The following is a 24537-nucleotide window of genomic DNA, read 5'->3' on the forward strand; positions in this document are numbered from 1 at the left end:
ACGCCGAGCATGCCTGCTCGTCCGCCATCGTTCGTCGAGAGGGCCGACATGGCCGTAGACATCCCGCCCCTGATCAAACCCTCGCACCTCCGGCGACGCGGAGGGCTGTGGGGGGAGTGCCTGGCGGAGTTCCTGGGAACCCTGGTGATCGTCGCCTTCGGTGACGGCGTGGTCGCCATGGCGGTCGCGGCGCTGCCCGGTTCGGACCGGACGGAGGGCCCCACGACCTTCTTCCTGGGGGCCGGTGACTGGCTGCTGATCGGCTGGGGCTGGGCGTTCGCCGTGGCCTTCGCCGTGTATGTGGCCGGTGGTGTCAGCGGTGCCCATCTCAACCCGGCGGTCACCCTGGCGTTCGCGCTCCGGCGCGGGTTTCCCTGGGCGAAGGTCGCGCCGTACTGGCTGTCGCAGCTGGTGGGTGCCTTCGCCGGTGCCGCCCTGGTGTACGCCGTCTACCACGACGCCATCAACACCTTCGACCAGGCGTCGCAGGGTCCGAAGACCAACGGGCACACCCTGGCCTCGTTCTCCATCTTCGCCACCTTCCCGGCGCCCTATTTCCACGGCGGTGTCTGGGGGCCGCTCGTGGACCAGATCGTCGGCACCGCGTTTCTGCTGCTGTTGATCCTGGCGATCGTCGACGCGCGCAACACGGCCCCGAAGGGCAATCTCGGGCCGCTGCTCATCGGCCTCGCCGTCGGCGCCATCGGCCTGTCCTACGGCGCCAACGCCGGGTACGCCATCAACCCCGCCCGTGACTTCGGCCCGCGCCTGTTCGCGTATGCCGCCGGGTGGGGCGATCTCGCGCTGCCGGGCTCCCTGGCGGGTTCGTTCAGCCACTACTGGTGGATTCCCATCGTCGGCCCGTTCGTCGGCGGTGTGGTCGGCGCGCTCGTCTACGACCTGCTCGTCGGCGACGTGCTGCATCTGCGGGCCCAGCAGACCGCACCTCCTCCCCCCGGCCGCACCCGGGGCACACCGGCGCCCGAGGAGGAGTGACCCGCCCCGTCGCCGCGCGCCGGCAGCCGCCGGGCGCCCACACGGCGGCACCGGCACCGGCAGGACGCATCTGGCGCGCCCCCCTTCGAAGACCGCTCGTGAGTCCCCGTCAGCCCGTGCTGAGCACCATCCGGAAGCGGGCGGCGCCGGAGAGCATTTTGCGGTAGGCCTCGTCGGCCTGCTCCAGCGGCACGACCTCGGTCATCGGCCGCACCCCGTTGAGCGCGCTGAACTCCATGGTCTCCTGCACGTCCTGCGCGGTGCCGGACGGGTGCCCGCGCACGACCCGGCCGGCCATGATCAGCTGCGCCGGGGAGATGTCCAGCGGTTCGGCGGCCACACCGATGATCACCAGTTCGCCCCGATGCGTCAGCCCGTCGACGGTCGCCGAGATGGCCTCGGAGCTGCCGGCGGTGGCCACCAGCACCTTGACCCCGCCGAGCGTACGCAGCGCCTCGGCGACATCGGTGGCGGTGCTGTCGACGTAGTGGTGGGCGCCCAGCCGTTTGGCGAGGTCGGCCTTGGCGGGGCCCCGGGCGATCGCCACGGTCTCCATCCCCATCGCCGCCGCGAACTGCACCGCCAGGTGGCCCAGACCGCCGATGCCGAGCACCGCGACCCGGTCGCCCGGACGGGCGGAGCTGCGCCGCAGCCCGTTGAACACCGTCACGCCCGCGCAGGCCAGCGGTCCCGCGTCGCACGCGGCCAGCGCGTCCGGGATCCGGGCCAGGGCGTCCACCGGGGCGATCACCTGCTGGGCGAAGCCGCCGTCGTAGGTCCAGCCGGGCACTTTCAAATTCACGCACACGACGAAGTCGCCCTGCCGGCACGGCGTGCAGTGCAGGCAGCTGCCGCCGAACCAGCCGACGGTCACCCGGTCGCCCACCTGCCAGCCGTACTCCCCGGCTCCGGCGCCCAGCTGCTCGATCCGCCCGGCGATCTCGTGCCCGGCGACCACCGGGAAGGTGACTCCCGGCAGGGCGCCGTCGACGAACAGCGAGTCGCTGTGGCAGACGCCGCAGGCATCCACGGCGATCCGGACATGGCCGGGTCCGGGCTCCGGCACTTCCCGCTCCGCGATCTCCAAGGGCCCGCCGGCGGACGTGACCTGTGCGACTGTGTAGGTGCTCATCCCGGCCTCCCGCACATGTGTCGTGGCCTTCTTCTCCAGCACACCAGGTCACGGCGGATCGCGCGCGCCGGGCCGGGAGCGGGCGGCGAAACGCCCGGCGGCCGGGCACGTGTGCGGCCGCACGGACGGCCGGGCGGCGGGGCAGGTGTGCGGCCGCACGGACGGCGGGGCGGCGGGGTCAGCTCCGCGGCATCGGGCGCACGGTGAGGATCTGCTGGGCCTGGCCCACCGGGCCGTGCACGTCGTGCAGCACCGTGCTGGTCAGCCCCACACCCGTGGGCCCGAACGCCACGGTGGTCTCCAGGCCTGTCCAGCCCGCCTCGGGGCTGCGGTGCAGGTGCACGGTCAGGTCCACGTTCGGGAACATCCACTGCTCGGGCGACTGGCGGACGGCTATGCCGTTGGCGGTGTCGACCAGGGCCAGGAAGGAGGCGAGCGGGCTGCTGGGCTCGTCCGCGACCAGGGCCAGCGGCGTCGCGACCCAGGCGGTGGTGCGGCCCGGCCGGGGCGGGGCCACCGGGCGGACGTCCAGGGAGGCGATGTAGCCGCCGGGCCACAGTTCGGCCATGGGCCACGGCTCGAGCTGCTCCGGCGGGGGCAGCCGCCGGTCGGCTCCACCGGCGACGGCACGGGTGTCCTGCGCCGCCAGCAGCCAGGCGCGGGCCCGGACCACCGGCCGGCCGCCGATGGCGACCTGTGCCTCGAGCAGCTCGATGGTGCGGCCGGGCCGCACGGTCTCCACCCGGATCTCGCACTCGTCCAGGGCCAGTCGGCCCAGGATGTCGTAGCTGATCCGGGACAGCATCAGCCCCCGGTCCCCGCGTCCGGCGAGGTACTGGTCGACGGCGTGGACGACGAGGCCGCCGAGCGGACTGAAGTGCTGCTCCTCGGTGTTCCAGGCGCCGCCGGCGTGGGCGGTGGGTTTGAACCGGTGCTCGTCGGTGCGCACGTAGTAGCTGTCGGGGGCCGGGGTGCCGGTGGTCAACGCGCGTGTCTCCTCGGGACGGTGATGCGGCCGGGACGGGGATGTCGGCCCGCGGTGCGGAAGCACGGGCCGGGGCAGGGCGGGCAGGCGCACTCCGGGCGCACGGGAGCCTCAGTCCGGGCTCACCCAGGCGCGCCGTTCGGCGGAGAGCGCCATGGCCTCCAGCACGGTCGCCGCCGCCACGGCGTCCTGCAGGGTCGCGCCGTGCGGGGTGCCGTCCACGATCGAGCGCACGAAGTGGTGCGCCTCGACGACCTTGAGATCGTCGTAGCCCATGGCGTTGGCCGCGCCCGGCTGGAACGCGTCGTACGCGCCGTGCCCGGGGCCGACGTAGACGGTGCTGACCGGCTGGTCCTGGTACGCGGTGCCACGGCTGACGCCCAGCTCGCCCATGCGCCGGAAGTCCCAGTACAGGGCGCCCCGCGTGCCGTGGATCTCGAAACCGTAGGCGTTCTGCTCGCCGACCGACACCCGGCAGGACTCCAGCACCCCGCGCGCGCCGGAGGCGAAACGCAGCAGACAACCGACGTAGTCGTCGTTCTCCACCGGGCCGGGTGTGCCGCCCGTGGCGCGGGTGTGTCCGGCGGTGGCGCCCGCGGGGCGGGCCCGCTCGGGCACGAACACGGCGGTGTCGGCGCACAGCGACGCGATCTCGCCGAGCAGGTACCGGGCCAGGTCCACCCCGTGCGAGGCCAGGTCCCCGAGCACCCCGCTGCCGCCGCGCGCCCGCTCGTACCGCCAGGTCAGCGCCCCCTCGGGGTGGGCGGCATAGTCGCTGAACAGCCGGATGCGCACATGCGTGGGGGTCCCGATCTCCCCGGCGGCGATCATGTCGCGGGCGGCGACGACCGCGGGCGCGTTGCGGTAGTTGAACCCGACCGTGCCGCGCACCCCCGCCTTCTCGGCCGCTTCCGCGACCGCACGGGCGTCGGCGGCGTCCAGGCCGACCGGTTTCTCGATCCACAGATGTCTGCCGGCCTCGGCCAGGGCGACGCCGATCTCACGGTGCAGGAAGTTCGGCGCGGTGACGCTGACGGCCTGCACCTCGGGGTCGGTGAGGATCTCGCGCCAGTCGGTGGTGGCCCGGGCGAACCCGTAGCGTCCGGCGGCCTCGGCCGCTCTGCCGGGTACCTCGTCGGCCACCACGACCAGACGCGGCCGCAGCTCCGGCTGCGGGAAGTGGTGCGGCAGACGGGCGTACGCCTGGGTGTGCACCCGCCCCATCCAGCCGAATCCGACGACGGCGACACCGAGCGTCTCCACCATGACAGCCCTCAGCCCTCTCCCCGGCCCGCCCGGCCTTCCCGGCCGCCCGGCGTTTTGGACCGCTCCAACAGCGGCCGCACCTCACGATGGGCGGTCGCCGGAGCACGTGTCAACCCTCGGGACACCCGGATCGAGCGGGCCGGTGCGCCGGCCTGCGGGGCGGTGCGCGTTGAGGGCTTTACAGCGGGCCACGGGTGTGGAACGGTCCAGGCATGCGAGCCCCGACCATCCGCGACGTGGCCGCGCGGGCCGGCGTGTCCAAGTCGCTGGTCTCGTTGGTGCTGCGCGGTTCCGGCAGCGTCCGCCCCGAGAAACGGCAGGCCGTCCTCGCCGCCGTGGAGGAACTGGGCTACCGGCCCAACGCGGCGGCCCGCAGTCTCAGCGAGCGCCGCACCCGCACGGTCGGTGTGCTCCTGGACGACCTGCGCAACCCCTGGTTCGTCGACCTCCTCGACGGGCTCACGGAGCGCCTGCACGACGCCGGGCTGCGTGTGCTGCTGGGCGACGGCCGGCTCGACGAGCGCCTGGGGGAGGACCTCACCCGCACCTTCACGGAACTGCGCGTCGACGGCGTGGTGGCGGTGGGCACGCTGCAGGATCCGCAGGCGCTGCGCGCGGCGGCCGGCCGGGTGCCCGTCGTGGTGGCCGGCGCCCGGGAACCGGAGCTGCCGGGGGTGGACGTGGTCACCGGCGACGACGAGCTCGGCGCCCGGCTCGCCACCGAGCACCTGATCCGTCTCGGTCACCGGCGCATCGCGCACATCACCGGCCGGGGTGCGGTCGGTGCGCTGCGTCGCCGGGGCTTCGAGACGGCGATGCGGGCGCACGGCCTGGCGGATGCGGCGCTGGTGGAGAACGGCGACCTCACCGAGGAGGGCGGCCACCGCGCCGCCGTCCGGCTGCTCGGGCGCACCCCGCGGCCCACCGCCGTCTTCGCGGCCAACGACATCACCTGTGTGGGCGCGCTGTCGGCCGCCGCGGAGAGCGGACTGGCCGTGCCGCGGGAGCTGTCCCTGGTCGGATACGACAACACCTCCCTCGCCCGGCTGCGCCACCTGTCGCTGACCACGGTGGACCCCTCCGGTCACGAGGTGGGTCTGCGCGCCGCCCGCCGTCTGCTCGACCGCATCCAGGACCCGGACCGCCCGGGCACCGTCGAGCTGACCCGGCCCGTCCTGCGGGAGCGCGGCTCCACCGCCCCGCCCGCCGCGAGCCGCTGACCTCTTCGCACGCGACGACATCGTCGGGTGCCGAGGGCCCTGGTGGGCGGCTCAGGGCGCGGAAGGCCGCGATGCACGTCCGGCACGACGACGGGGCACGGGAAGAGCGAGCGGCATTCGCTGTGACCGAACACCAGTCCACATCGGGGCAAACCGGATACTATCGCCCCATGGCCGGACCCGTGCAGTCCATCGAGCGCGCGGCGGCGATCCTGCGGCTGCTCGCCGGGGGACCCCGCAGGCTCGGGCTCGGCGAGGTCGCCTCCTCCCTCGGGCTGGCCAAGGGCACCGCCCACGGCATCCTGCGCACCCTGCAGCGCGTGGACTTCGTCGAACAGGACGAGGCGACCGGGAAGTACCAGCTCGGAGCGGCCCTGCTGCACCTGGGCAGCAGCTACCTCGACATCAACGAACTGCGCTCGCGCTCCCTGAACTGGGCCGACGCGCTGGCCGCGCGCAGCGGGGAGGCCGTCCGGCTGGGCACCCCGCTGGAGGACAGGGTGCTCGTCGTCCACCACGTCTTCCGGCCCGACGACTCGCTGCAGACCCTGGACGTCGGTGCCCTGCTGCCGCTGCACGCCTCCTCGCTGGGCAAGGTGCTGCTCGCCTTCGGTGCCGCCTCCCTCGGCACCTCGCCGAACGCGCGGCTGGAGGCGTACACGCGCCACACCCTGGTCACTCGGGAGAACCTGGAGCGGGCGCTCGCCGAGATACGCGAGCAGGGCTGGGCGATGGAGGTGCAGGAGATGAACCTGGGAGAGGCCGGGATCGCCGTCCCGATCCGCGGACACGGCGGCCTCGTGGTCGGCGCCATCGCCCTGTCCGGCGCACCCGAACGCCTCTGCGACCCCGGCGGGCGGCCGCAGCCCGTCCTGATCGGCCTGCTGCGGGAGGCGGCACGGGCCATTTCCCGAGAACTGGGGGGCGGCTCGCCGGTGGCGCCCCGCCGGCGCCCCACCTGAACCGACCGACCCGCGCGACGCACCGGAAGGCGGACCCGAAGCATGGCTGACCGGTATGTGATGTCCATCGACCAGGGCACCACGTCCACTCGATGCATCCTGTTCGACCAGCGGGGACGGCTGTGCTCGGTCGCTCAGCGGGAGCACCGCCAGTACTTCCCCCGGCCCGGCTGGGTCGAGCACGACCCGGTGGAGATCTGGCGCAACGTCCGCCGCGTCGTGCCCGAGGCGATGGCGCACATCGGCGTGGACGCCGGAGCCATCGCCGCCATCGGCATCGCCAACCAGCGGGAGACCACCGTGCTGTGGGACCGGCGCACCGGCCTGCCGCTGGGCCGCGCCATCGTCTGGCAGGACACCCGCACCGCGCCCCTCGTCGACGCGCTCCGGAACCGTCCCGGCGACGAGTACTTCCTGGACCGCTGCGGCCTGCCGCCCTCCACGTACTTCTCCGCCCCCCGGATCCGCTGGCTGTTCGACCACGTGGAGGGGCTCGAGGAACGCGCCCGGGCCGGCGAGGTGCTCTTCGGCACGATGGAGAGCTGGCTGATCTACAACCTCACCGGCGGCATCCACGGCGGGCTGCACATCACCGACCCCACCAACGCCAGCCGCACCATGCTCGTCAACCTCCGCACCCTGACCTGGGACTCCGAGCTGCTGGACTTCTTCGGCGTGCCGCGCGCGCTGCTGCCGGAGATCCGCTCCTCGGCCGAGAGCTACGGCGAGGCCCGCGCGCTGCTCCCGGGTGTGCGCATCACCGCCGCGCTCGGCGACCAGCACGCGGCCCTGTTCGGGCAGACGTGTTTCTCGCCCGGGGAGGCCAAGTGCACCTACGGCACCGGCAGCTTCCTGCTGAGGAACACCGGGACCGAGCTGGTGCGCTCCCGCAACGGCCTGATCACCACCATCGCCTACAAGATCGCGACCGAGCCGACGGTGTACGCCCTGGAAGGGCCGATGGCCGTCACCGGCTCGCTGGTGCAGTGGTTCCGCGACCAGCTCGGGCTGATCGGCACCGCGCCCGAGATCGAGACCTTGGCGCGGACGGTGGAGGACAACGGCGGCTGCTACATCGTGCCGGCCTTCTCCGGCCTGTTCGCCCCCCACTGGCGCAGCGACGCCCGCGGGGTCGTCGTCGGCCTGACCTCCTACATCACCAAGGGCCACCTGGCCCGCGCCGTGCTGGAGGCGACCGCCTGGCAGACCCGGGAGGTCGTGGACGCCATAAACGCCGACTGCGGGCTGCCGCTGCGCCGGCTGAAGGTGGACGGCGGCATGACCAGCGACAACCTGCTGATGCAGATGCTCGCCGATGTGCTCGACGTGCCCGTGGTACGGCCTCTGGTGGCCGAGACGGTCTCCTTGGGCGCCGCCTACGCCGCCGGGCTCGCCGTCGAGTACTGGCCGGACCTGGAGGCGCTGCGCGCCAACTGGCACCGGGCCGCCCAGTGGCTGCCCGCGATGGATCCCGAGCGGCGCGAGGAGGAGTACGAGAGCTGGCGGCAGGCCGTCGAACGGTCCTTCGGCTGGGTCCGTCCGCCCCGCAGGCCGAGCGCACCCTGACCCCCGCGCGCGGCACCCCCCCGACGGCGCCGCGCCGTCGGCAGGACCCCACAGGTGACCCCAGGGCGTCTCCGCCCGCGGACGGTTGCACCGCCCGCTGCTGGGTACGCGAGCAGGGCTGCCCGGGGGCACTCCCGGACAGGCCGCACGAACCCCGCGACCAGGGAATCTGCCATGGAGACACCCGCCAACCACGAGAACGCCACGCCCGCCCAGCGCGCGCTGGACGTGCTCGCCGTGAACGCCGAGGACCCGGCGGCGCTGGACACGCTCGCCGGCAGCGACGTCCTCATCCCGGTGCCCGACGACGTCAGCGACGAGGACGCCACCAACCCGGCGGCGGTGGCGCTGCCGGTCCTGGAACAGCCCGGCGGCGTACCGGTCGTGCCCGTGTTCACCTCCGAACTGGAGATGTCCCAGCTGCTGCCCTTCATCTCCCGCTACCGCCTGGTGCCCCTCGGTGCCCTCGCCTCCCAGTGGCCGGCCGACGATCTGTCGCTCACCATCGACGGCAGCTCCCCGCACGGCCTGACCCTCACCTCCGAGGGCGTGCGCACCCTGCTGGCACGGCCGCAGAGCTGAGCGGCGCGGGGACGCCGGCCGACGCGAGGCGGCGGCCCCGCGCCCCGACCGACGCCGGGCCGCCGGGCGCTCTCCGCCGCTCCGGCCGCCGTCCCCGAGCCGGCCCGGTTTGACAGGCACCGGCCGCCGGCCGCACCATCGGCCCGTGAACCTGTCAGACAGCCAGACAGCCGGTCCGGTACCGCGGCGCGTCAGTGCGACGGAGGCGGTCCTGGCCCACCTGCGCGGCGCCATCGAACGCGGGGAGTACGCCGTGGGGGACAAGCTCCCCTCCGAGGCGGAGCTGTGCCGCACCCTGGAGGTCTCCCGCCCGGTGCTGCGGGAGGCGCTGCGCGCCCTGCAGGCCATGGGGCTGACCGTCTCCAGGACCGGCAAGGGCACCTTCGTGGTCGCGCCCACCGTGCAGGACCCGACCTTCGGCGACTACACGGCCCGGGACCTGATGGAGGTCCGCCGGCACATCGAGATCCCGGTGGCCGGCTACGCGGCGCAGCGCCGCACCGCCGAGGACCTGGACGGGTTGCGGAACCTGCTGGAGCGCATGGAACGGGAGACCGACACCACCGCGTGGGTCGCGCTGGACACCCTGTTCCACCTCTCCGTCGCCCGGGCCGCGCGCAACCCCGTGTTCTGCCGGGTGATCGAGGAGATCCGCGACGCCCTGGCCCGCCAGTCCGCCTTCCTCAACGAGCTGGGCGGCCGGCGCGAGCAGTCCGACCGGGAACACCGCACCGTCGTCGAGGCCCTCGCCGCCGGCCGGGAACAGGACGCCGTCGCGGCGATGTCCCACCACCTCGACCGGGTCGAGACGACCCTCACCGACATCGTGCGCGCCACGCGCACCCCCTCCGCGGCCGGGACCTGACACCCCGAGCAGTCCCGGCACACCCCCGAGCAGTCCCCGCACGCCGCGGGCGGGTCACCCGCGCCCGCGGCCGGGCCGGCGCGCAAACCCGCGCGTACCGGCGAGCACACGTCACGAGTCACCCAGGTAGTGATGCACACCATCCCCCTCTCCGAGGCACCCTGCGTCCGCGAACCCCGCCACGCCCCCGTCGCCCACCTCGTCCGCGGCGGCGTGACCGAGGGCGTCCACTACGGTTCGGTCGTCGTCCTCGACGCCACCGGCGACGCCGTCTTCCGGCTCGGCGACCCCGAGGCCGCCTTCTACCCGCGGTCGGCGCTCAAACCCCTCCAGGCGGTCGCCATGGTGCGGGCCGGGCTGCCGCTGGAGGGCGACCTGCTCTCCCTGGCCGCGGCGAGCCACTCCGGCGAGGAGCGCCACCTGGACGGCACCCGGCGGATCCTGCGCCTGGCCGGCCTGTCCGAGGACCGGCTGCGCAACGTCCCCGACCTGCCGTTCGACCCGGCGGTGCGCGACACCTGGGTGCGGGAGGGACGCGGCCCCTCCAGGCTCGCCCAGAACTGCTCCGGCAAGCACGCGGCCATGCTGTACACCTGCGTGCTCAACGACTGGTCCCTGGACGACTACCTCGACCCGGCGCACCCGCTCCAGCAGGCCGTCGCGGACACCGTGCAGGACCTCACCGGGCAGCGCATCGCCCACGTCACCGTCGACGGCTGCGGCGCGCCCCTGTTCGCCGTCTCCCTGCACGGTCTGGCCCGCGCCGTCGCCCGCATCACCACCGCCGCGCCCGGCACTCCCGAGGCCCGGGTCGCGGACGCCATGCGCGCCCACCCGGAGATGGTCTCCGGCGCCGACCGGGACGTGGCCGCGCTGATGCGGGCCGTGCCCGGGCTGCTCGCCAAGGACGGCTTCGAGGGCGTGCAGGTCGCCGCGCTGCCCGACGGCCGCGCGGTCGCCGTGAAGATCGCCGACGGTGCGAACCGGGCCCGGATCCCGGTCGCGGCGGCCGCGCTCGTCCGGGCCGGCGTCGACCCGGCGCTGCTCACCGGCTTCGCGGGCGAGACCGTGCTCGGCGGCGGCGAGCCGGTCGGACGCGTCCGCCCGGTCGCGGAGCTGGGGGAGATCCCCGAGCCCGCCTGCGCCTGAACATCCGCGCGACGGGCCGGCCGCTTGGCCCGGCACGTCCGGCGCCGGGCCCACGTGGGCACCGCCGGTCCGGGTGACACCACCCGTCTTGCGCGCCGGCCGGGACAGCGCCGGCGCCCGCGCGTCAGCCGCGGGTGATGCGGTTGCTGCGGCGGCGCAGGTTCGCCAGGACCAGGCCGATGCTCAGGCCCGCCGCGCCCAGTCCGGCCGCGCCCGCGAGCGCGGCCGTCGCCGGCCGGTCCGAGGCCGAGGTCTGCTCGGAGCGTGCACCGGTGCCGGCGGCCGGGCGGGCGGTGTGGGACACCGGGCGCAGCGCGTCCAGCGATCCCACCGGATCGACCCGGTCGGCAGCCGCGAAGCCCCAGTCGAGCAGGGCCCGTGCCTCCTCGTACACCTGCAGGCCGCCGCCCTGCTGCGGATTCATCACCGTGACCACGAGGGTGCGGCCGTCCCGCCGGGCCGCGGCGATCAGCGTGTTGCCCGCATGGGAGGTGTAGCCGTTCTTGATCCCGATCAGCCCCGGATACGGCTCCACCCCCTTGGCGCCGGTCAGCAGCCGGTTGGTGTTGGCGATCTGATACATGGTGCCGTTCGTGCCGGGGAAGAAGGCGTGCGCCGTGGAGCAGTACCGCGCGAAGTCGGGGTTGCGCAGCCCGGCCCGCCCGAACACGGCCAGGTCGTACGCCGAGGACACCTGCCCATCGGCGTCGTAGCCGTCGGGCGAGACCACATGGGTGTCCAGCGCGCCCAGCGACCGGGCCTTGGCCTGCATCTGGCGGGCGGTGTGCTCCCAGCCGCCGTTCAGCTCCGCGAGCACGTGCACGGCGTCGTTGCCCGAGTTGAGGAACACCCCGCGCCACAGGTCCGACACCCGGTAGGTCTCGCCCGGGACGACGCCGACGAGGCTGCTGCCCTCGCCGATCCCGGCCAGCTCGCGCCGGCTGACGGTGTGCCGGACGTTCGCGGGAACCGTGGGCAGCACGGTGAGCGCGAACAGGGTCTTCAGGGTGCTGGCGGGTGCCAGTTTCCGGTGCGCGTCGTGCGCGGCCAGCACCTCCCCGGTGTCGGCGTCGGCCACCAGCCAGCTCAGCGCCGACAGTTCCGGCAGCTGCGGGGCGCCGGGACGCAGCCGGACCTGGGTGCCCTCGCGCTGCAGCAGGGCCGGCTGCGGCAGCGGGGCGCCGGCGGATCGGTGCCCCGCACCGGGGTCCGTTCCGGTGCCGCCCGACGCGGCCGCCGGCGAGACCGGCAGCAGGACGCTGGTGCACAGGGCACAGGCCGCCGCGGCAGTCCGAAAGGAATATCCGATCTTCATATCGAAAACGTAGGAAGGGATCGGATCGGACGTGACCTCGCCGGGGGCCGAACGGGGGCCGCAGGCACCCGGATGCCCCAGCACGTACGGCCGTCGGGGCGTGCGGCGGCCACCCGCGGACCGCACACCGCGCCCGGGACGGTCGCTTCCCTCCGGCACGTCAGCACGTCTGCACGTCCGCGGTCGGCCCCCGCCGGCTCCGGACGCACCGCGGGCCCCCGCATTCCCGGCCGGAGGCACCGGGCGTCCTGCTCCCGCGGTCGCCGTAAGCTGACACCGATGTTCAGCCCCGAAGGCCCCACACTGCGCGAACTCGCCGTGCAGGCACTGTCCTCCGTCGAGCGCGGCTACGACCTGCTCGCACCGAAGTTCGACCACACGCCGTTCCGGACCCCGCCGTCCGTCCTGGACGCCGTCGGCGCGGCACTCGAGCGGCTCGGCCCGTTCGACGACGGGCTCGATCTGTGCTGCGGCACCGGCGCCGGGCTCGACGTCCTGACGCGGGTGTGCCGGCGGACGGCGACCGGCGTCGACTTCAGCGCCGGCATGCTCGCCGTCGCCCGACGTCACCCGCCCGGGGGCGGCTGCCCGGTGTCCTGGGTGCGTGCCGACGCCCGGGCTCTGCCCTTCACCGCGGCCTTCGACCTGGTGGTCAGCTTCGGCGCACTCGGGCACTTCCTGCCCGCCGAACTGCCCGTGCTGGCCCGGCAGGTGCACGCGGTGCTGCGGCCCGGCGGCGTGTTCGCCCTGCCGGTGGGTGCCCCACCGCGTCCGACGTCGGCGGCCTTCTGGGCGCTGCTCGGCTTCGACGCGGTGATGCGGATGCGCAACGCCGTGTGGAAGCCGCCGTTCGTCATGTACTACCGCGCGATCCGCTTCGGCGCACTGCTGCGCGAGCTGCGGCGGGCCGGATTCGACGTGGAGCTGCACGCCCTGCCCGAGTTCGGCCGCCGCGCCGACGGCAGCCCGCGGGCACGCCTGATCACGGCCCGCAGGACGGGCGGGGACACCTGAGCACGGCCCGCACGGCAGGCTGGGAGGCCCGAGCACGGCCGGCCCGCAGGCCGGGCCGAGCAGGGCCGCGGTCGGCCGCGCTCACCCACGCCCGGCGCCCGCACGCCGACGCCCACGCACGGCTCACGTGTGCGCGGGCGGCCCGGGCGTCCGCGTGGGGTCCACAGGCACGCGGGGTTCACAGGTACGCGGGGTTCACAGATACGAGCGCAACCAGCGCATCTGGACGTCCTCCTGGTAGGGGCCCCCGCCCTCGTGGTCGTTGAACTCGTACACCTCGATCGTCTTGTCGTCGTGCGCCCAGGCGTTGAACGCGGCGAACACGGTGGACGGCGGACACGTCTCGTCCTCCAGCGCCGTCGAGAACAGCGCCGGAGCCCGGCCCCGGGCCGCGAAGTGCACCCCGTCGAAGTAGGACAGGGTGCGCAGCGCGTCCTGGGTGTGCCCGCGATGGGTCTTCAGATACAGCCCGATCTCCCGGTACGGGTGACGGTCGGTCAGCGTCGTCGCCCGCGGGAAGTCGCACAGGAACGGAACGTCCGGGGCCACCGCCACCAGGTCCGGCACCAGGCCGCCCACCGCGAGGGAGATGCCGCCGCCCTGGCTCCTGCCGAGCACCGCGGTCCGCGACGCGTCGGTCAGCGGGTGGGAGCGGGCCGCCTCCACGGCACGCACCGCGTCGGTGAACACCCGGCGGTAGTAGTAGTTCTCCGGTGCGTCGATGCCCCGGGTCATGAACCCGGGGTAGGCCGGTGCGCCGCCCACCGGGTCGGGGGTGTCGCCCCCGCCGCCCCAGGTGCTGCCCTGCCCGCGCGTGTCCATCACGAAGTGCGCCCGGCCCGTCGACGCCCACAGCAGGTGCTCGTGCGGAAGGCCGCGCCCGCCGCCGTAGCCGACGAACTCCACGAGCAGCGGCAACGGTCCGTCGGCGCCGGCGGGCAGCGTCAGCCAGCCCTTGACCGGGTGGCCGCCGAACCCGGCGAACGTCACGTCGTACACCTCGACCGTCGTCAGCGGGGTGTCGACCGGTACGAAGCGCGCGTCCAGCTCGTGCTCGCGGGCCTCCTGGAGCGTCTTGGCCCAGAACGCGTCGAAGTCCTCGGGCTCGGTGGACGCGCTGCGGTACTCCCGCAGTTCGTCGAGGGGAAGGTCGAACACAGCCATACGGAACCGCCTCGGTCGACAGACTCGGGAACAGGAACACGCGGACGGGCGCGGGCACAGGTGTGCGGGCGCGGACGGACAGGGACATCGCGGGGAACACCGTACGGCGGGGTCCCCGGCGCGCACCAGAGAGCCGGACCCCGCCTCCTGCGCCCCCGGCGCGCCGCCCCGGCTCGTTACGGCCGTGTGAACTCCTGCTCGCGCCGGGAATAGCCCTCCACCGGCCGTCCTTGCAGCTGAGCGTGTGCCGCACCGGCGATTTCGGCGACCGACGACGGTGTACGAGTGCGGCACCGACCGGAAGGAGAGTGCGTACATGCCGAAGGCGTACGTGTTCACCAGGGACGGTGGTCCCGAGACCGAGGCACTGGTGGACCTGGACCGGCCGCGGCCCGGCCCCGGGCAGATCCTGATCGCGGTGCGGGCGGCCGGAGTGAACCCGGTGGACTGGAAACTGCGCGAGGGATTCCGCCGGCCCGGCGACGCACCACGGGTGCACCCGGTGGTGTTCGGCAGCGAGGCGGCCGGAGTCGTCGAGGAGACCGGCGAGGACGTGACCGGCTTCGCGGTGGGCGACGAGGTCTTCGGCAACACCGTCACCGGCGGCTGTGCGCAGTACGCGCTGCTGCGGGCCGACGTCACCGCGCACAAGCCCGCCGAGGTGTCCTTCACCGAGGCCGCCGCCCTGCCGGTCGCCGCGGCCACCGCCCACGACGGGTTGCGGCAACTGGACCTGCCCGAGGGAGCGACCGTGCTGATCACCGGCGCGGGCGGCGGGGTCGGCTCGGCCGCCGTGCAGCTCGCCCGCACCGCCGGACTGCGGGTTCTGGGTGTGGCGAGCGCCGGCAAGAAGGGCTTCGTGGAGTCGCTCGGCGCGGTGCACGTGCCGTCCGGCCCGGGCTGGACCGAACGGGCCCGCGCCGCCGCCCCGGACGGTGTCGACGCCGTCTTCGATCTCGTCGGCGGCGACGTGCTCACCGAGGCGGCCGGGCTGCTCACCGACCGGTCGAAACTGATCACGGCCGGTGCCGCGGCGCAGGACGTCGAGAAGCTCGGCGGGCATCGGCTGGTCCGCACCCGCACCAGGGCCGTCCTGGACGAGGTGGCCCGGCTCGTCGTGCGGGGCGACCTGGACCCGCATGTCACCCGGACCTTCCCGCTGGAGCGGGCCGACGAGGCGCTGCGCGCCGTCGAGGACGGGCACTCCCAGGGCAAGATCGTGATCGAGGTGAGCGGATGAGCGGCGGCCGGAACGTGTCGGACCACGTCCTCGACCATCCCGCCCTGGCCTCCCTGACCGGACCGCACGCACCCTTCGCCGAGCGGCACGGACGGATCCTGCGCTACCCGGTCGACGTCTCGCCCTGGCTGGCGATGCCCGAGGAACCGGACGCCGCCGACTGGGCCACCCTCGCCCGTCTCGCCGCACCCGGCGCCACGGTGCCGCTGCTCGGCTTCCACGGCAGCGTCCCCGAGGACTGGGAGATCACCTCCGCCGTGGACGGCGTGCAGCTCGTGGACGACGGCCTCGACGCCGCCCCCGACCCCGAGGCGGTCCGCCTCGGCCCGGCCGATGTGCCGGAGATGCTGGACCTGGTCGCCCGCACCCGGCCCGGCCCCTTTCTGCCGCGCACCGTCGAGATGGGCACCTACCTCGGAATCCGCCGGAGGGGCGCCCTGGTGGCGATGGCGGGGGAGCGGCTGCACCCGCCCGGGTGGACCGAGATCAGCGCCGTCTGCACCGACCCCGCCCACCGCGGGCAGGGCCTGGCCGGCCGGCTGATCCGGGCCGTGGCCCACGGCATCCGGCAACGCGGCGAGACCCCGTTCCTGCACGCCGGGGCGCAGAACACCACCGCCATTCGGCTGTACGAGTCGCTGGGCTTCCGGCTGCGGCGCCGCACCGCCTTCCTCGAGGCCCGACCGCCCCGGCACGCGGCCGGCGCCGCCGTGCCGGTGACGGAGCCCCGGCGGCACGAGGCCGCCGAGGCGCCGGTCTCAGGCGGCGTCCGGTGACGGGGTCCAGGCGTTGTACCGGGTGAGGTAGCCGGCGAAGCGGCTCAGGTCCTCGGCGGGCCAGTCCGCCAGACGCTCCTGGAAGGCCGCCCGGCGGCTCTCGGTGACCTGCGCCAGGATCCGCCGGCCGGCGTCGGTCAGCTGCAGCACCTGGACCCGGTGGTCCTCCGGGTCCAGGCGCCGCTCGATCAGACCGGCCCGCTCCAGCGCGGTCACCTGACGGCTGATCGTGGACTTGTCCAGCACATAGTGCTGGGCCAGATCGGTGGCCCGGCAGCCCCCGCTCTCCTCCAGGTGCCCGAGCAGCGTGTACGACACCAGGGACAGCTCCGGGTGCATCCGGCCCGCCGAGGCGCGCGCCCGGCGCGCGAAGACCGTCAGCTCCCGGTGGATGGTCTCCACGGCCGTCTCCGCGGCGTCCGTGCCGCGTACCACGACGGTGTCGACCGGCTCCGAAGGCCCCTCGGCTGCTGGCACGGACTTACCTCCCCGACTCTGTTGCGCACTGCAACTGTATAGGTGCGGCGGACAAGCCGGGCACGGCGGGTCCGGCCCGGCAGAACGCTCCCCGGGAACCGGCGATCCGGGACCGTCGACCCCGGACCGACGCCCCGGCGGCGGGTACCGCCGACGCCGCCGACCGGACCGGAATCTCGTGTCGCGTCCGCCGGCGCCGGGCACCGGGAAGAACGTCACCGGAGCGTCACGGCGGGCGCGCACGGCAGGCGTCCGGGAACGAGCCGGTGCGGTAGGTTGACCATCGGCCGCGGCAGACCGCACGGATGCGCCCGTCACCGCCGGGCCGGCCCGGACCCACGCTCCCCTCCCGACGGTGCGGACCACCGTCGGCGGACGGCCGCGGGAGCGCCTCCGCCCCGGAAGGTGGCCCACCATGCCCCGCCCCGAGCACCACCCCTCCGCCCCCTTCGTCTCCTCTCTCTCCTCGCCGCCCGCGGTGCGCGCGGCGACCGTGGCCGCGCTGCGCGCCGCCGGCTGCGTGTTCGCGGAGGACGAGGCGGAGCTGATCCTCGGCGCCGCGCACACCCCGGACCAGCTCGTCGCCCTCGTGCGCCGTCGCGCGGCCGGACTGCCGCTGGAACAGGTGCTCGGCTGGGCCGAGTTCCGCGGGCTGCGCATCGCCGTGGAACCGGGGGTCTTCGTGCCCCGGCGCCGCACCGAGTTCCTCGTCGACCAGGCCCTGCTCCAGGCGCCGGACGCGGCCGTCGTGGTGGATCTGTGCTGCGGGTCCGGCGCGGTGGGCGCCGCGCTGGCCGCCGCTCTGCGACCGGCCGAGCTGCACGCCGCCGACGTCGACCCCTCGGCCGTGCGCTGCGCCCGGCGCAACCTCGGCCCCCTGGGCGGGCACGTCCACGCGGGCGACCTGTTCGCGGCGCTCCCGGCCGCCCTGCGCGGGCGCGTGGACCTCCTCGCCGCCAACGTCCCGTACGTGCCCACCGCTCACGTCGGCCTGCTGCCGCCGGAGGCCCGCGAGCACGAACCCCCGGTCGCCCTCGACGGCGGCGCGGACGGCCTGGACGTCCTGCGCCGGGTGGTGGCCGGGGCACCCGACTGGCTCGCCCCCGGCGGCTGCCTGGTCGTCGAGACCAGCACCCGTCAGGCACCGGCGGCCGTCGCGGCCTTCACCGCGAGCGGTCTCGCCGCACGCCTCGCGGTCCGCGAAGAGCTGGACGCGACCGTCGTCGTGGGCGTCCGGCACTGAAGCCGGCTGCCCGGTCCGCACCCGCAGGTGCCACCTCGTCCCGACGGCGGGCGCCCTACGCGGGCACCTGCGCGCGGGCCACGAGCAGGGCCACGTCGTCGTGGTTGTCCGGGTGGCGCAGCGCACACAGCAGGCGGTCGCAGAGGTCCTCCAGGGGACACTCCGGATCGTCGAGCAGGGTCAGCAGCAGCTTCAGACGCTCGTCCAGCGGATCACGGCGGGTCTCGACGAGCCCGTCGGTGTACAGCACCAACTGGTCGCCGGGCTCCAGGCCGACCGTGGTGGTGGTGAAGGCGACCCCGCCGACGCCCAGCGGCACCCCGGTCGGCAGCTCGAGCAGTTCCGGTGTCCGGCCCCGGCGGACCCGGGCCGGCGGCAGATGCCCGGCGTTGGCGATGCGGCACTGACGCCGGTCCGGGTCGTGGACCGCGTACAGACAGGTGGCGATGGACTGGTCCAGGCCGTCGGTGATCCGGTCCAGATGCTCCAGGAGCCGGGCGGGGTCCAGGTCGAGTGAGGCCAGCGCCTTGGTCGCGGTGCGCAGCCGTCCCATGGTGGCGGCCGCGTCGATGCCGCTGCCCATGACGTCGCCGACGACCAGTGCCGTCTTGTCGTCCTGCAGGGGGATCACGTCGAACCAGTCGCCGCCCACCTCGACCGTGGCGCCCGCCGGCTGATAGCGGGAGGCCACCTGGAGCCCTCCGGTCACCGACGGGTGCCGGGGCAGCAGACTGCGCTGCAGGGTCAGGGCGGTGTCGCGGGCGTGCTGGTACCAGCGCGCGTTGTCGATCTGCACGGCGGCGCGGGCGGCCAGCTCCCGGGCCAGCAGCACATCGTCCTCGTCGAACGGGCGGGGATCACGGGTGCGTTTGAGGTCCAGTGCGCCCAGCACCTCGCCGCGGGCGATCAGCGGCACGGCGAGATACGAGTGCACCCCCGCGCGTCTCAGCAGCCCAGCCGCCTCCGGGGAGCGGGCGATACGGAACAGGTCCTCGTCCCGAGCCTTCGCCACCAGCACCGGGCGACCGGTGCGGACACACTGCGTGACCAGGCGCTCGGGCGGGTAGTGGGCGATCTCTCCGGTCGGATCGGCCGCCGCGAGCGCCTCCGCGGAACCGTCGGCCCGCAGCGCGAAGGCACGGATCAGCACGCCGTCCTGCCGCCCTGGGCTGCTGTCGCGCCCCGCGACGACCTCCTCCAGCAGATCCACCGCGGCCACGTCGGCCAGTTCCGGCACGACCACGTCGGCCAGCTCTTGGGCCGTGCGGTCCAGGTCCAGGGTGGTCCCGATCCGGGCGGAGGCGTCGGCGAGCAGGGCCAGACGCCGGCGTGCCGCCTCCGCCTCCAGACCGGCCCGGTGCTGCTCGGTGACGTCCACGACCGACGCCGCCACCCCCAGCACGGTGCCGTTGGCGTCCTCCAGGCGGTACAGCGACACCGACAGGGCGCGGTCCTCGTCCGGTGCGGCCCGGGTGCGGCCCACGACGAAGACGTCGACGAGGGGTTCGCCGCTCTCCAGCACTCGGCGCGCGGCGGACTCCAGTTCCCCGGGGGCCAGGCGCGGCAGCACCTCGCTCAGCGTCCGCCCCAGGCGCTGCTCGGACGGGACGCCGTCGATCCGCTCCAGCGCCGGATTGACCGACACGAAACGCAGCCGTGTGTCCAGCACGGCCAGCCCGATCGGGGACTGGGAGACCATGCGCGCCGACAGCGCCACGTCGCGCTCCAGGCGCTGTACCGTCGACTGGTCGGCGGCCAGACCGAGCGCGTAGACGTCTCCCCGGTCGTCCAGCAGCCGCATGTTGCGGAACTCCACCATCCGGGTGCTGCCGTCCTTGTGGCGGACGGGGAAGGCACCCGCCCACCCCTTGCCGGTCCGCAGGACGTCGGTGAACAGCTTGATCACCAGGCCGAGGTTCTCCTCGTGCACCATCAGCCGGCCCGCGTACTGTCCCAGCGCCTCCTGCGCGGAGTAACCGAAGAGCTCCTCGGCCTGCGGGCTCCACAGCACGATGCGTCCCCGGGCGTCGAGCACCACCGACGCCACCCGCAGCACGTCGAGCAGCCCGCTCGGCTGCACCGGGCCGAGGGGGTGCTCGCCGCCCTGGGCCGAGCGAGCCCCGGCTGCAGTCATCCCACGCACCGCCCTTCGTCCGTCCGCGCGGCCCGAGCCACCTGGTGCCGACACACCCCGTTGTACCGCGCCCGCACCCACGGCGCCGAGGGACCGCGGCCCGCCCGGTCCGGTGCGCGGCCCACCCCGCCGGGTGTCACCTGCCCGGACCGTCCCCGGCCGCGTTCCGCCGGCCGGGCCGGCCGCAGCGGCCCGCGGCAGCTGGTGTTCGGGGCGGAGCAGGTGTTCTGCCGGAAGAAACACCGGGGGAGGAGTGGTGCGTCGCGCGAGGGGAACCCCGATACCGCACGGCGGCCACGAGAGGAGCGATCACGATGGACAAGCAGCACCCCGAATCCGTCTCCGTGGAGCTGAGCGGGTGCAGCAAGGAGGACGCCCGGATCGTGTTCGACGTCCTGCGCTCCTGCTTCACCTCCGACCGGAGCCCGCAGGACGTGCCCCGCGACTTCCACGAGGTGCGCCCGACGGTGTGGCTCGGCACCTACGACGTGGCCGACGCCCACGGCAGCTGCAAGCCGGTCCACCTGCAGGGCTCCGTGATCGCGGACGTGCAGGGCGGCTACTGGGCGATCGACCGGTTCCGCACCCTGCTCGACGACGTGTTCGCCGTCGACGACCTGTGCACCGCCTCCGGCGACCAGGAACGCGAGCTGCACGTGCGGCTCACCAGCCGCTGACGTCCGCGCACCCTGCCGGAGGACCGGCCGTGGCCGCCGCCCCGCCCGGGCCGGCGGCCACGCGCGAGCCGGCCGTCCCACCCCGGCTGCCGGTCACAGCCGGTAGGGCCGCATGCTGCGGCGGCGCAGACACCAGCCCGTACCGATCATCGCGGCCCCCACCACGGCCCCGCCGGCCGCCAGGGCGACGGACCGGTCGTCCCCGGCGGCCTCGGTGTGCCCGCCGGCCCGGCTCCGCACGGACGCGACGGAGGCGGGGGAGGCGGCGGAGGCGGGGGAGGCCGAGGCGGACGGGCGGGCGGCGGCCGAGACGGTGACCGCCTGCGTGCCCGCGGTGACGTTGTCCGCGCAGACCACGATCACGGTGTAGGTGCCCGGGCGGACGTCCTGCCACACGGCCGACTGGCCCGCGGCCGATCCCGTCAGCTCCGCCCGGCGCCCCTCGGCGACACTCGTCTGCTCCGCGGACAGCAGGGCGGCCGTGCCCCAGAAGCCGCCGAGATCCGGGCACACCGTGGTGGTCACCGACACCGTGGACCCGTCGGCGCTCACGAAGATCCCCGGCTCGGCGGCGGCAGGGCCGACGGCGATTCCGAGCGCGAGGGCGGCGGCCGCCGCCACCGGGCCGGGGCGCAGGTGTGGCTGAGTGTTGCCCATGCGACAGTCCTCCGGTGGCACGGTCGGCGGATCGTCCCAGGTGCCGCCGGAGAATTGGGGATCGCCCGTGCCGCCTCAAGGGGCAGCAAACGCCGGTCGGGCGCCTCCCGCACGCCGGGCCGCACCGCCCGGGTGACGAGCCGTCCGTCCGGTGGATCGCGCGCCGCCCCCGCCCCGGCGCCACGGCTCCGCCCACCGGCCGGGCCCGCTCCGACGTGATCACGGTGACGCCGGCGCGGACCACTCCGGTGGTTCGGCCGGGCGGGTGAGCGGCGGCAGCCCGGGCTGTGAGGGCCCTTCCTCGAAGCGACCGCACCCGCGTGTCGCCCGGGCCGTTCCGCGCGCGCCACGGGCGGGTCGCCCGGCACCACGACACGCCCGGGCCCACCGCCGCGCCGACCGGTCCGGCCACGCCACGCGCGAGCCCTGTGCCTCGTCAACCGCCGTCAGCGCACGGTCCTTCCACCGTCCGGGCCGCCGGCACGGACCGCGTCCCGTCCCGCGCGGGGCGTTTCCCGCACCACCGTGGGTGACATGCGGGTCCCGTTACGTATGCTGAACCTCAACCCGGCTGAACTTCCCGTGGACAGCGGGTAGTTCACGCCGTGGCGCGGACCGCTGTCGTCGCTGATGCCGCGCCGGCGCGGGCGGCCGGGGCCCGGTCACCGAGGGGTGCGAGGGCTCCCGGCCGCCCGGCAGGTGTACCCGGACCCGTCCGAACCGCCGGTTCCGCTGCGGCGGACCGGCACGGAGCCCGGGCGCACCCGGCGGTCACGGCCGTCCGGACGCGGACGCACCCCGGGCCGGCGGCGCGTGCCGCACGTCCGGTCCCCGGCCGCCGCGCCGGAGGTGGCCGTCCGCGCGGGCGGGGTCCGCCCGCCGGGCCCGAGGGCGCGGCAGCACCGCACCGCAGGCGTCCGCACCGGCCGACCCTCGACTCACACCTTCCGGTAGTCGTACGCGTCCCGGGCCGCCGCCTCGACCGCGTCCAGGTCGGCACCCGTGGCCGCCGTGACGACCGCGGCCACCGCGCCCTCGACGAACGGCGCGTCCACCAGACGCGTGTCCTCCGGCAGTTCGTCGCCCTCGGCCAGCAGCGCCTTCACCGTGAGCACCGCGCTGCCCAGGTCGGTGAGGACCGCGACCCCGGCACCGCGGTCGGCGGACGCCGCGGCCGCGGCGACCAGCTCCGAGCTGGTACCGACGCCGCCGTCCTCCCGGCCGCCCGCCGGCACCACCGGCACCGCCGCCGCACCGCCCGCCAGGCTCTTGGCCAGCTCGGCCACCGACGCGGCCACCTGAGCACTGTGCGACACCAGCACGACGCCGACGACCCTCTCGTCACTCACCGGAATCCTCCGTTCCCGCGGCGGCCTCGGCCAGAGCCGCGATCAGCAGTGCCGACGAGGTCGCCCCCGGATCCTGGTGCCCGATGCTGCGCTCGCCCAGATAGCTCGCCCGCCCCTTGCGGGCCTGCAACGGCGTGGTCGCCTCGGCGCCCCGCTCGGCGGCCGCGCCGGCCGCGGCGAAACCGTCACCGAGCGCCTCGACGGCCGGCACCAGCGCGTCCACCATGGTCTTGTCGCCCGGTGCGGCCCCGCCGAGCTGCTTGATCCCCTCGACACCCGCCCGCAGCGCCTCGGCGAGCTGTTCCTCGCTCACCTCGGCCGCCTCACCGAGCGCCTTGCCCGCGCGGCGCAGCAGCGTGCCGTACAGCGGCCCGGAGGCGCCGCCCACCGTCGAGATCAGCTGCCGCCCGGCGAGGATCAGCACCGCGCCCGGCGTGTCGGGTGCCTCCTTCTCCAGCGCGGCCCGCACGGCCGTGAACCCGCGCTGCATGTTGCTGCCGTGGTCGGCGTCCCCGATCGCCGAGTCCAGAGCGGTCAGCCGCTCCGCCTCGCGGTCGACCGATGCGGCGGCCGCCGTCATCCAACGACGGAAGAAGTCGGTGTCGAGCACAAGAACTCCCCTTCGAGATAGGTGCATCGATACATGGGACACGACCCCGGGTCACACACCCCAGCGCAGCCCCGGCGTGTTCACCGGCGCGTCCCACAGCCGCAGCAGCTCTTCGTCGATCCGGCACAGGGTGACCGAGGCACCCGCCATGTCGAGAGAGGTGACGTAGTTGCCGACCAGGGTGCGGGCCACGGCCACCCCGCGCTCGGCCAGCACCCGGTGCACCTCCGCGTTGAAGCCGTACAGCTCCAGCAGCGGGGTCGCCCCCATGCCGTTGACCAGCAGCAGCACCGGATCGCGCGGGTCGAGGTCCTCCAGGATCGCGTCCACCGCGACATCGGCGATCTCCCGGGCGGTCATCATCGGCCGCCGCTCCCGGCCGGGCTCGCCGTGGATGCCGATGCCCAGCTCCAGCTCGCCCGGCGGCAGGTCGAAGGTCGGGGTGCCCTTGGCCGGCGTGGTCACCGCGCTCAGCGCCACCCCGAAGCTGCGGGAGTTGTCGTTGACCCGCCGGGCGATGGACTCCACCCGCTCCAGCGGCTGCCCCTCCTCGGCCGCCGCGCCCGCGATCTTCTCCACGAACAGCGTCGCACCGGTGCCGCGCCGTCCGGCCGTGAACGTGCTGTCGGTCACCGCCACGTCATCGTCGACCAGCACCTTCGCGACCTGGATGCCCTCGTCCTCGGCCAGCTCGGCCGCCATGTCGAAGTTGAGGACGTCCCCGGTGTAGTTCTTCACCACGAACAGCACGCCCGACCCGCTGTCCACGGCCGCCGCGGCCCGCACCATCTGGTCCGGAACGGGGGAGGTGAAGACCTCACCGGGACAGGCCGCCGAGAGCATGCCCGGACCCACGAAGCCGCCGTGCAGCGGCTCGTGCCCGGAACCGCCGCCGGAGACCAGCGCCACCTTCCCGGCGACCGGGGCGTCCCGCCGCACGATCACCCGGTTCTCGACATCGACCGTCAGTTCGGGATGGGCGGCCGCCATGCCCCGCAGAGCGTCCGCGACGACGGTCTCCGGGACGTTGATCAGCATCCTCATGGGGTACCTCCTGGTGAGACTAACAGACAGGTGACCTGCGCTTCGGGCATCGGCGGCGGCCGTGGTGAGGGGTGGTCAGATCGGTGGTCGGCGTACGGGTGAAGGCGGGCTGCC

General features: G+C 74.7%; 23 protein-coding genes. 12 read left to right on the forward strand and 11 right to left on the reverse strand.

Annotated features, from left to right (window positions below):
* Positions 1-48: 48 nt before the first annotated feature.
* Positions 49-996 (forward strand): MIP/aquaporin family protein, encoded by a 948-nt coding sequence (locus OG899_RS24430; RefSeq protein WP_125499151.1) that lies wholly within the window; start codon positions 49-51, stop codon positions 994-996.
* A gap of 109 nt (positions 997-1105) precedes the next feature.
* On the opposite strand, the gene OG899_RS24435 is transcribed toward OG899_RS24430, so the two are convergent.
* From OG899_RS24435 to OG899_RS24445, 3 genes are all read right to left on the reverse strand, one after another.
* Positions 1106-2128: an alcohol dehydrogenase gene (locus tag OG899_RS24435; RefSeq protein ID WP_125499152.1), complete on the reverse strand. Its 1023-nt coding sequence runs from the start codon at positions 2126-2128 to the stop codon at positions 1106-1108.
* A 178-nt stretch (positions 2129-2306) separates the two neighbouring features.
* On the reverse strand, positions 2307-3113 hold the full coding sequence (locus tag OG899_RS24440; RefSeq protein WP_125499153.1) for a thioesterase family protein: 807 nt from the start codon (positions 3111-3113) through the stop codon (positions 2307-2309).
* Positions 3114-3224: 111 nt separating this feature from the next.
* Positions 3225-4379: a Gfo/Idh/MocA family protein gene (locus OG899_RS24445; protein WP_168131183.1), complete on the reverse strand. Its 1155-nt coding sequence runs from the start codon at positions 4377-4379 to the stop codon at positions 3225-3227.
* 212 nt (positions 4380-4591) lie between these two features.
* On the opposite strand from OG899_RS24445, the gene OG899_RS24450 reads away from it, so the two are divergent.
* The 6 genes from OG899_RS24450 to OG899_RS24475 all read left to right on the forward strand — a co-directional run bounded on the left by OG899_RS24450 (position 4592) and on the right by OG899_RS24475 (position 10723).
* A complete protein-coding gene (locus OG899_RS24450) occupies positions 4592-5599 on the forward strand; it encodes a LacI family DNA-binding transcriptional regulator (protein WP_125499155.1) in 1008 nt (335 codons plus the stop codon).
* 170 nt (positions 5600-5769) lie between these two features.
* The gene (locus tag OG899_RS24455; RefSeq protein WP_125499156.1) at positions 5770-6561 is read left to right on the forward strand and encodes an IclR family transcriptional regulator; all 792 of its coding nucleotides are present in this window, start codon (positions 5770-5772) and stop codon (positions 6559-6561) included.
* A 42-nt stretch (positions 6562-6603) separates the two neighbouring features.
* Complete coding sequence (gene glpK, locus OG899_RS24460; RefSeq protein WP_251503545.1) at positions 6604-8127, forward strand: glycerol kinase GlpK; 1524 nt, start codon at positions 6604-6606, stop codon at positions 8125-8127.
* Between the two features lie 174 nt (positions 8128-8301).
* Positions 8302-8709 (forward strand): SseB family protein, encoded by a 408-nt coding sequence (locus OG899_RS24465; protein WP_125499158.1) that lies wholly within the window; start codon positions 8302-8304, stop codon positions 8707-8709.
* A 145-nt stretch (positions 8710-8854) separates the two neighbouring features.
* Positions 8855-9574: a FadR/GntR family transcriptional regulator gene (locus OG899_RS24470; RefSeq protein ID WP_168131184.1), complete on the forward strand. Its 720-nt coding sequence runs from the start codon at positions 8855-8857 to the stop codon at positions 9572-9574.
* 132 nt (positions 9575-9706) lie between these two features.
* Positions 9707-10723 carry an asparaginase gene (locus OG899_RS24475; RefSeq protein WP_125499160.1) on the forward strand — a complete coding sequence of 339 codons (1017 nt, stop codon included), beginning with the start codon at positions 9707-9709 and terminating at the stop codon, positions 10721-10723.
* A gap of 124 nt (positions 10724-10847) precedes the next feature.
* Here OG899_RS24475 and OG899_RS24480 read toward each other — a convergent pair whose 3' ends face one another.
* Positions 10848-12038 (reverse strand): D-alanyl-D-alanine carboxypeptidase family protein, encoded by a 1191-nt coding sequence (locus OG899_RS24480; RefSeq protein ID WP_125499161.1) that lies wholly within the window; start codon positions 12036-12038, stop codon positions 10848-10850.
* Positions 12039-12317: 279 nt separating this feature from the next.
* On the opposite strand from OG899_RS24480, the gene OG899_RS24485 reads away from it, so the two are divergent.
* Entirely contained in the window at positions 12318-13052 is a 735-nt protein-coding gene (locus OG899_RS24485) for a class I SAM-dependent methyltransferase (protein ID WP_125499162.1), read from the forward strand.
* Positions 13053-13247: 195 nt separating this feature from the next.
* On the opposite strand, the gene OG899_RS24490 is transcribed toward OG899_RS24485, so the two are convergent.
* On the reverse strand, positions 13248-14216 hold the full coding sequence (locus OG899_RS24490; RefSeq protein WP_125499163.1) for an acetylxylan esterase: 969 nt from the start codon (positions 14214-14216) through the stop codon (positions 13248-13250).
* A 316-nt stretch (positions 14217-14532) separates the two neighbouring features.
* On the opposite strand from OG899_RS24490, the gene OG899_RS24495 reads away from it, so the two are divergent.
* Positions 14533-15456 (forward strand): NADP-dependent oxidoreductase, encoded by a 924-nt coding sequence (locus OG899_RS24495; protein ID WP_251503542.1) that lies wholly within the window; start codon positions 14533-14535, stop codon positions 15454-15456.
* On the forward strand, positions 15453-16232 hold the full coding sequence (locus tag OG899_RS24500; protein WP_125499165.1) for a GNAT family N-acetyltransferase: 780 nt from the start codon (positions 15453-15455) through the stop codon (positions 16230-16232). The genes OG899_RS24495 and OG899_RS24500 overlap by 4 nt, the downstream gene beginning before the upstream one ends.
* Here OG899_RS24500 and OG899_RS24505 read toward each other — a convergent pair.
* Positions 16215-16709, reverse strand: coding sequence for a MarR family winged helix-turn-helix transcriptional regulator (locus OG899_RS24505; protein WP_373296016.1), 495 nt, complete (start codon positions 16707-16709; stop codon positions 16215-16217). The two genes, OG899_RS24500 and OG899_RS24505, sit on opposite strands and share 18 nt — an antisense overlap.
* A gap of 415 nt (positions 16710-17124) precedes the next feature.
* Between OG899_RS24505 and OG899_RS24510 the strand changes: the two genes are divergently transcribed.
* Positions 17125-17952 carry a putative protein N(5)-glutamine methyltransferase gene (locus tag OG899_RS24510; RefSeq protein WP_125499985.1) on the forward strand — a complete coding sequence of 276 codons (828 nt, stop codon included), beginning with the start codon at positions 17125-17127 and terminating at the stop codon, positions 17950-17952.
* 55 nt (positions 17953-18007) lie between these two features.
* Here the strand turns inward: OG899_RS24510 and OG899_RS24515 are convergent, their stop codons facing one another.
* Positions 18008-20086: a SpoIIE family protein phosphatase gene (locus tag OG899_RS24515; RefSeq protein ID WP_125499968.1), complete on the reverse strand. Its 2079-nt coding sequence runs from the start codon at positions 20084-20086 to the stop codon at positions 18008-18010.
* A gap of 314 nt (positions 20087-20400) precedes the next feature.
* Here OG899_RS24515 and OG899_RS24520 point away from each other — a divergent pair, with 314 nt between their 5' ends.
* A complete protein-coding gene (locus tag OG899_RS24520) occupies positions 20401-20763 on the forward strand; it encodes a hypothetical protein (RefSeq protein WP_206345172.1) in 363 nt (120 codons plus the stop codon).
* A 93-nt stretch (positions 20764-20856) separates the two neighbouring features.
* Here OG899_RS24520 and OG899_RS24525 read toward each other — a convergent pair whose 3' ends face one another.
* The 4 genes from OG899_RS24525 to dhaK all read right to left on the reverse strand — a co-directional run bounded on the left by OG899_RS24525 (position 20857) and on the right by dhaK (position 24423).
* Positions 20857-21420 carry a hypothetical protein gene (locus OG899_RS24525; protein ID WP_168131189.1) on the reverse strand — a complete coding sequence of 188 codons (564 nt, stop codon included), beginning with the start codon at positions 21418-21420 and terminating at the stop codon, positions 20857-20859.
* Positions 21421-22358: 938 nt separating this feature from the next.
* Positions 22359-22769 (reverse strand): PTS-dependent dihydroxyacetone kinase phosphotransferase subunit DhaM, encoded by a 411-nt coding sequence (locus OG899_RS24530; RefSeq protein ID WP_125499969.1) that lies wholly within the window; start codon positions 22767-22769, stop codon positions 22359-22361.
* Positions 22762-23379 carry a dihydroxyacetone kinase subunit DhaL gene (dhaL, locus tag OG899_RS24535; protein ID WP_168131190.1) on the reverse strand — a complete coding sequence of 206 codons (618 nt, stop codon included), beginning with the start codon at positions 23377-23379 and terminating at the stop codon, positions 22762-22764. Before dhaL ends, OG899_RS24530 begins: the two co-directional genes overlap by 8 nt.
* A gap of 51 nt (positions 23380-23430) precedes the next feature.
* Complete coding sequence (dhaK, locus tag OG899_RS24540) at positions 23431-24423, reverse strand: dihydroxyacetone kinase subunit DhaK (RefSeq protein ID WP_125499971.1); 993 nt, start codon at positions 24421-24423, stop codon at positions 23431-23433.
* Positions 24424-24537: the final 114 nt, after the last annotated feature.

The sequence above is a fragment of the Streptomyces thermoviolaceus genome (assembly GCF_045209695.1).
In the GTDB taxonomy this organism is placed as follows: Bacteria; Actinomycetota; Actinomycetes; order Streptomycetales; family Streptomycetaceae; genus Streptomyces; species Streptomyces thermoviolaceus.

What these genes read in the sequence shown, in the direction of transcription:
- OG899_RS24430 (WP_125499151.1), top strand. Translation starts at nt 49, where the DNA reads ATGGCCGTAGACATCCCGCCCCTGATCAAACCCTCGCACCTCCGGCGA.
- OG899_RS24435 (WP_125499152.1), bottom strand. Translation starts at nt 2,128, where the DNA reads ATGAGCACCTACACAGTCGCACAGGTCACGTCCGCCGGCGGGCCCTTG.
- OG899_RS24445 (WP_168131183.1), bottom strand. Translation starts at nt 4,379, where the DNA reads ATGGTGGAGACGCTCGGTGTCGCCGTCGTCGGATTCGGCTGGATGGGG.
- OG899_RS24450 (WP_125499155.1), top strand. Translation starts at nt 4,592, where the DNA reads ATGCGAGCCCCGACCATCCGCGACGTGGCCGCGCGGGCCGGCGTGTCC.
- OG899_RS24455 (WP_125499156.1), top strand. Translation starts at nt 5,770, where the DNA reads ATGGCCGGACCCGTGCAGTCCATCGAGCGCGCGGCGGCGATCCTGCGG.
- glpK (WP_251503545.1), top strand. Translation starts at nt 6,604, where the DNA reads ATGGCTGACCGGTATGTGATGTCCATCGACCAGGGCACCACGTCCACT.
- OG899_RS24465 (WP_125499158.1), top strand. Translation starts at nt 8,302, where the DNA reads ATGGAGACACCCGCCAACCACGAGAACGCCACGCCCGCCCAGCGCGCG.
- OG899_RS24475 (WP_125499160.1), top strand. Translation starts at nt 9,707, where the DNA reads ATGCACACCATCCCCCTCTCCGAGGCACCCTGCGTCCGCGAACCCCGC.
- OG899_RS24480 (WP_125499161.1), bottom strand. Translation starts at nt 12,038, where the DNA reads ATGAAGATCGGATATTCCTTTCGGACTGCCGCGGCGGCCTGTGCCCTG.
- OG899_RS24485 (WP_125499162.1), top strand. Translation starts at nt 12,318, where the DNA reads ATGTTCAGCCCCGAAGGCCCCACACTGCGCGAACTCGCCGTGCAGGCA.
- OG899_RS24490 (WP_125499163.1), bottom strand. Translation starts at nt 14,216, where the DNA reads ATGGCTGTGTTCGACCTTCCCCTCGACGAACTGCGGGAGTACCGCAGC.
- OG899_RS24495 (WP_251503542.1), top strand. Translation starts at nt 14,533, where the DNA reads ATGCCGAAGGCGTACGTGTTCACCAGGGACGGTGGTCCCGAGACCGAG.
- OG899_RS24500 (WP_125499165.1), top strand. Translation starts at nt 15,453, where the DNA reads ATGAGCGGCGGCCGGAACGTGTCGGACCACGTCCTCGACCATCCCGCC.
- OG899_RS24510 (WP_125499985.1), top strand. Translation starts at nt 17,125, where the DNA reads ATGCCCCGCCCCGAGCACCACCCCTCCGCCCCCTTCGTCTCCTCTCTC.
- OG899_RS24515 (WP_125499968.1), bottom strand. Translation starts at nt 20,086, where the DNA reads ATGACTGCAGCCGGGGCTCGCTCGGCCCAGGGCGGCGAGCACCCCCTC.
- OG899_RS24520 (WP_206345172.1), top strand. Translation starts at nt 20,401, where the DNA reads ATGGACAAGCAGCACCCCGAATCCGTCTCCGTGGAGCTGAGCGGGTGC.
- OG899_RS24525 (WP_168131189.1), bottom strand. Translation starts at nt 21,420, where the DNA reads ATGGGCAACACTCAGCCACACCTGCGCCCCGGCCCGGTGGCGGCGGCC.
- dhaK (WP_125499971.1), bottom strand. Translation starts at nt 24,423, where the DNA reads ATGAGGATGCTGATCAACGTCCCGGAGACCGTCGTCGCGGACGCTCTG.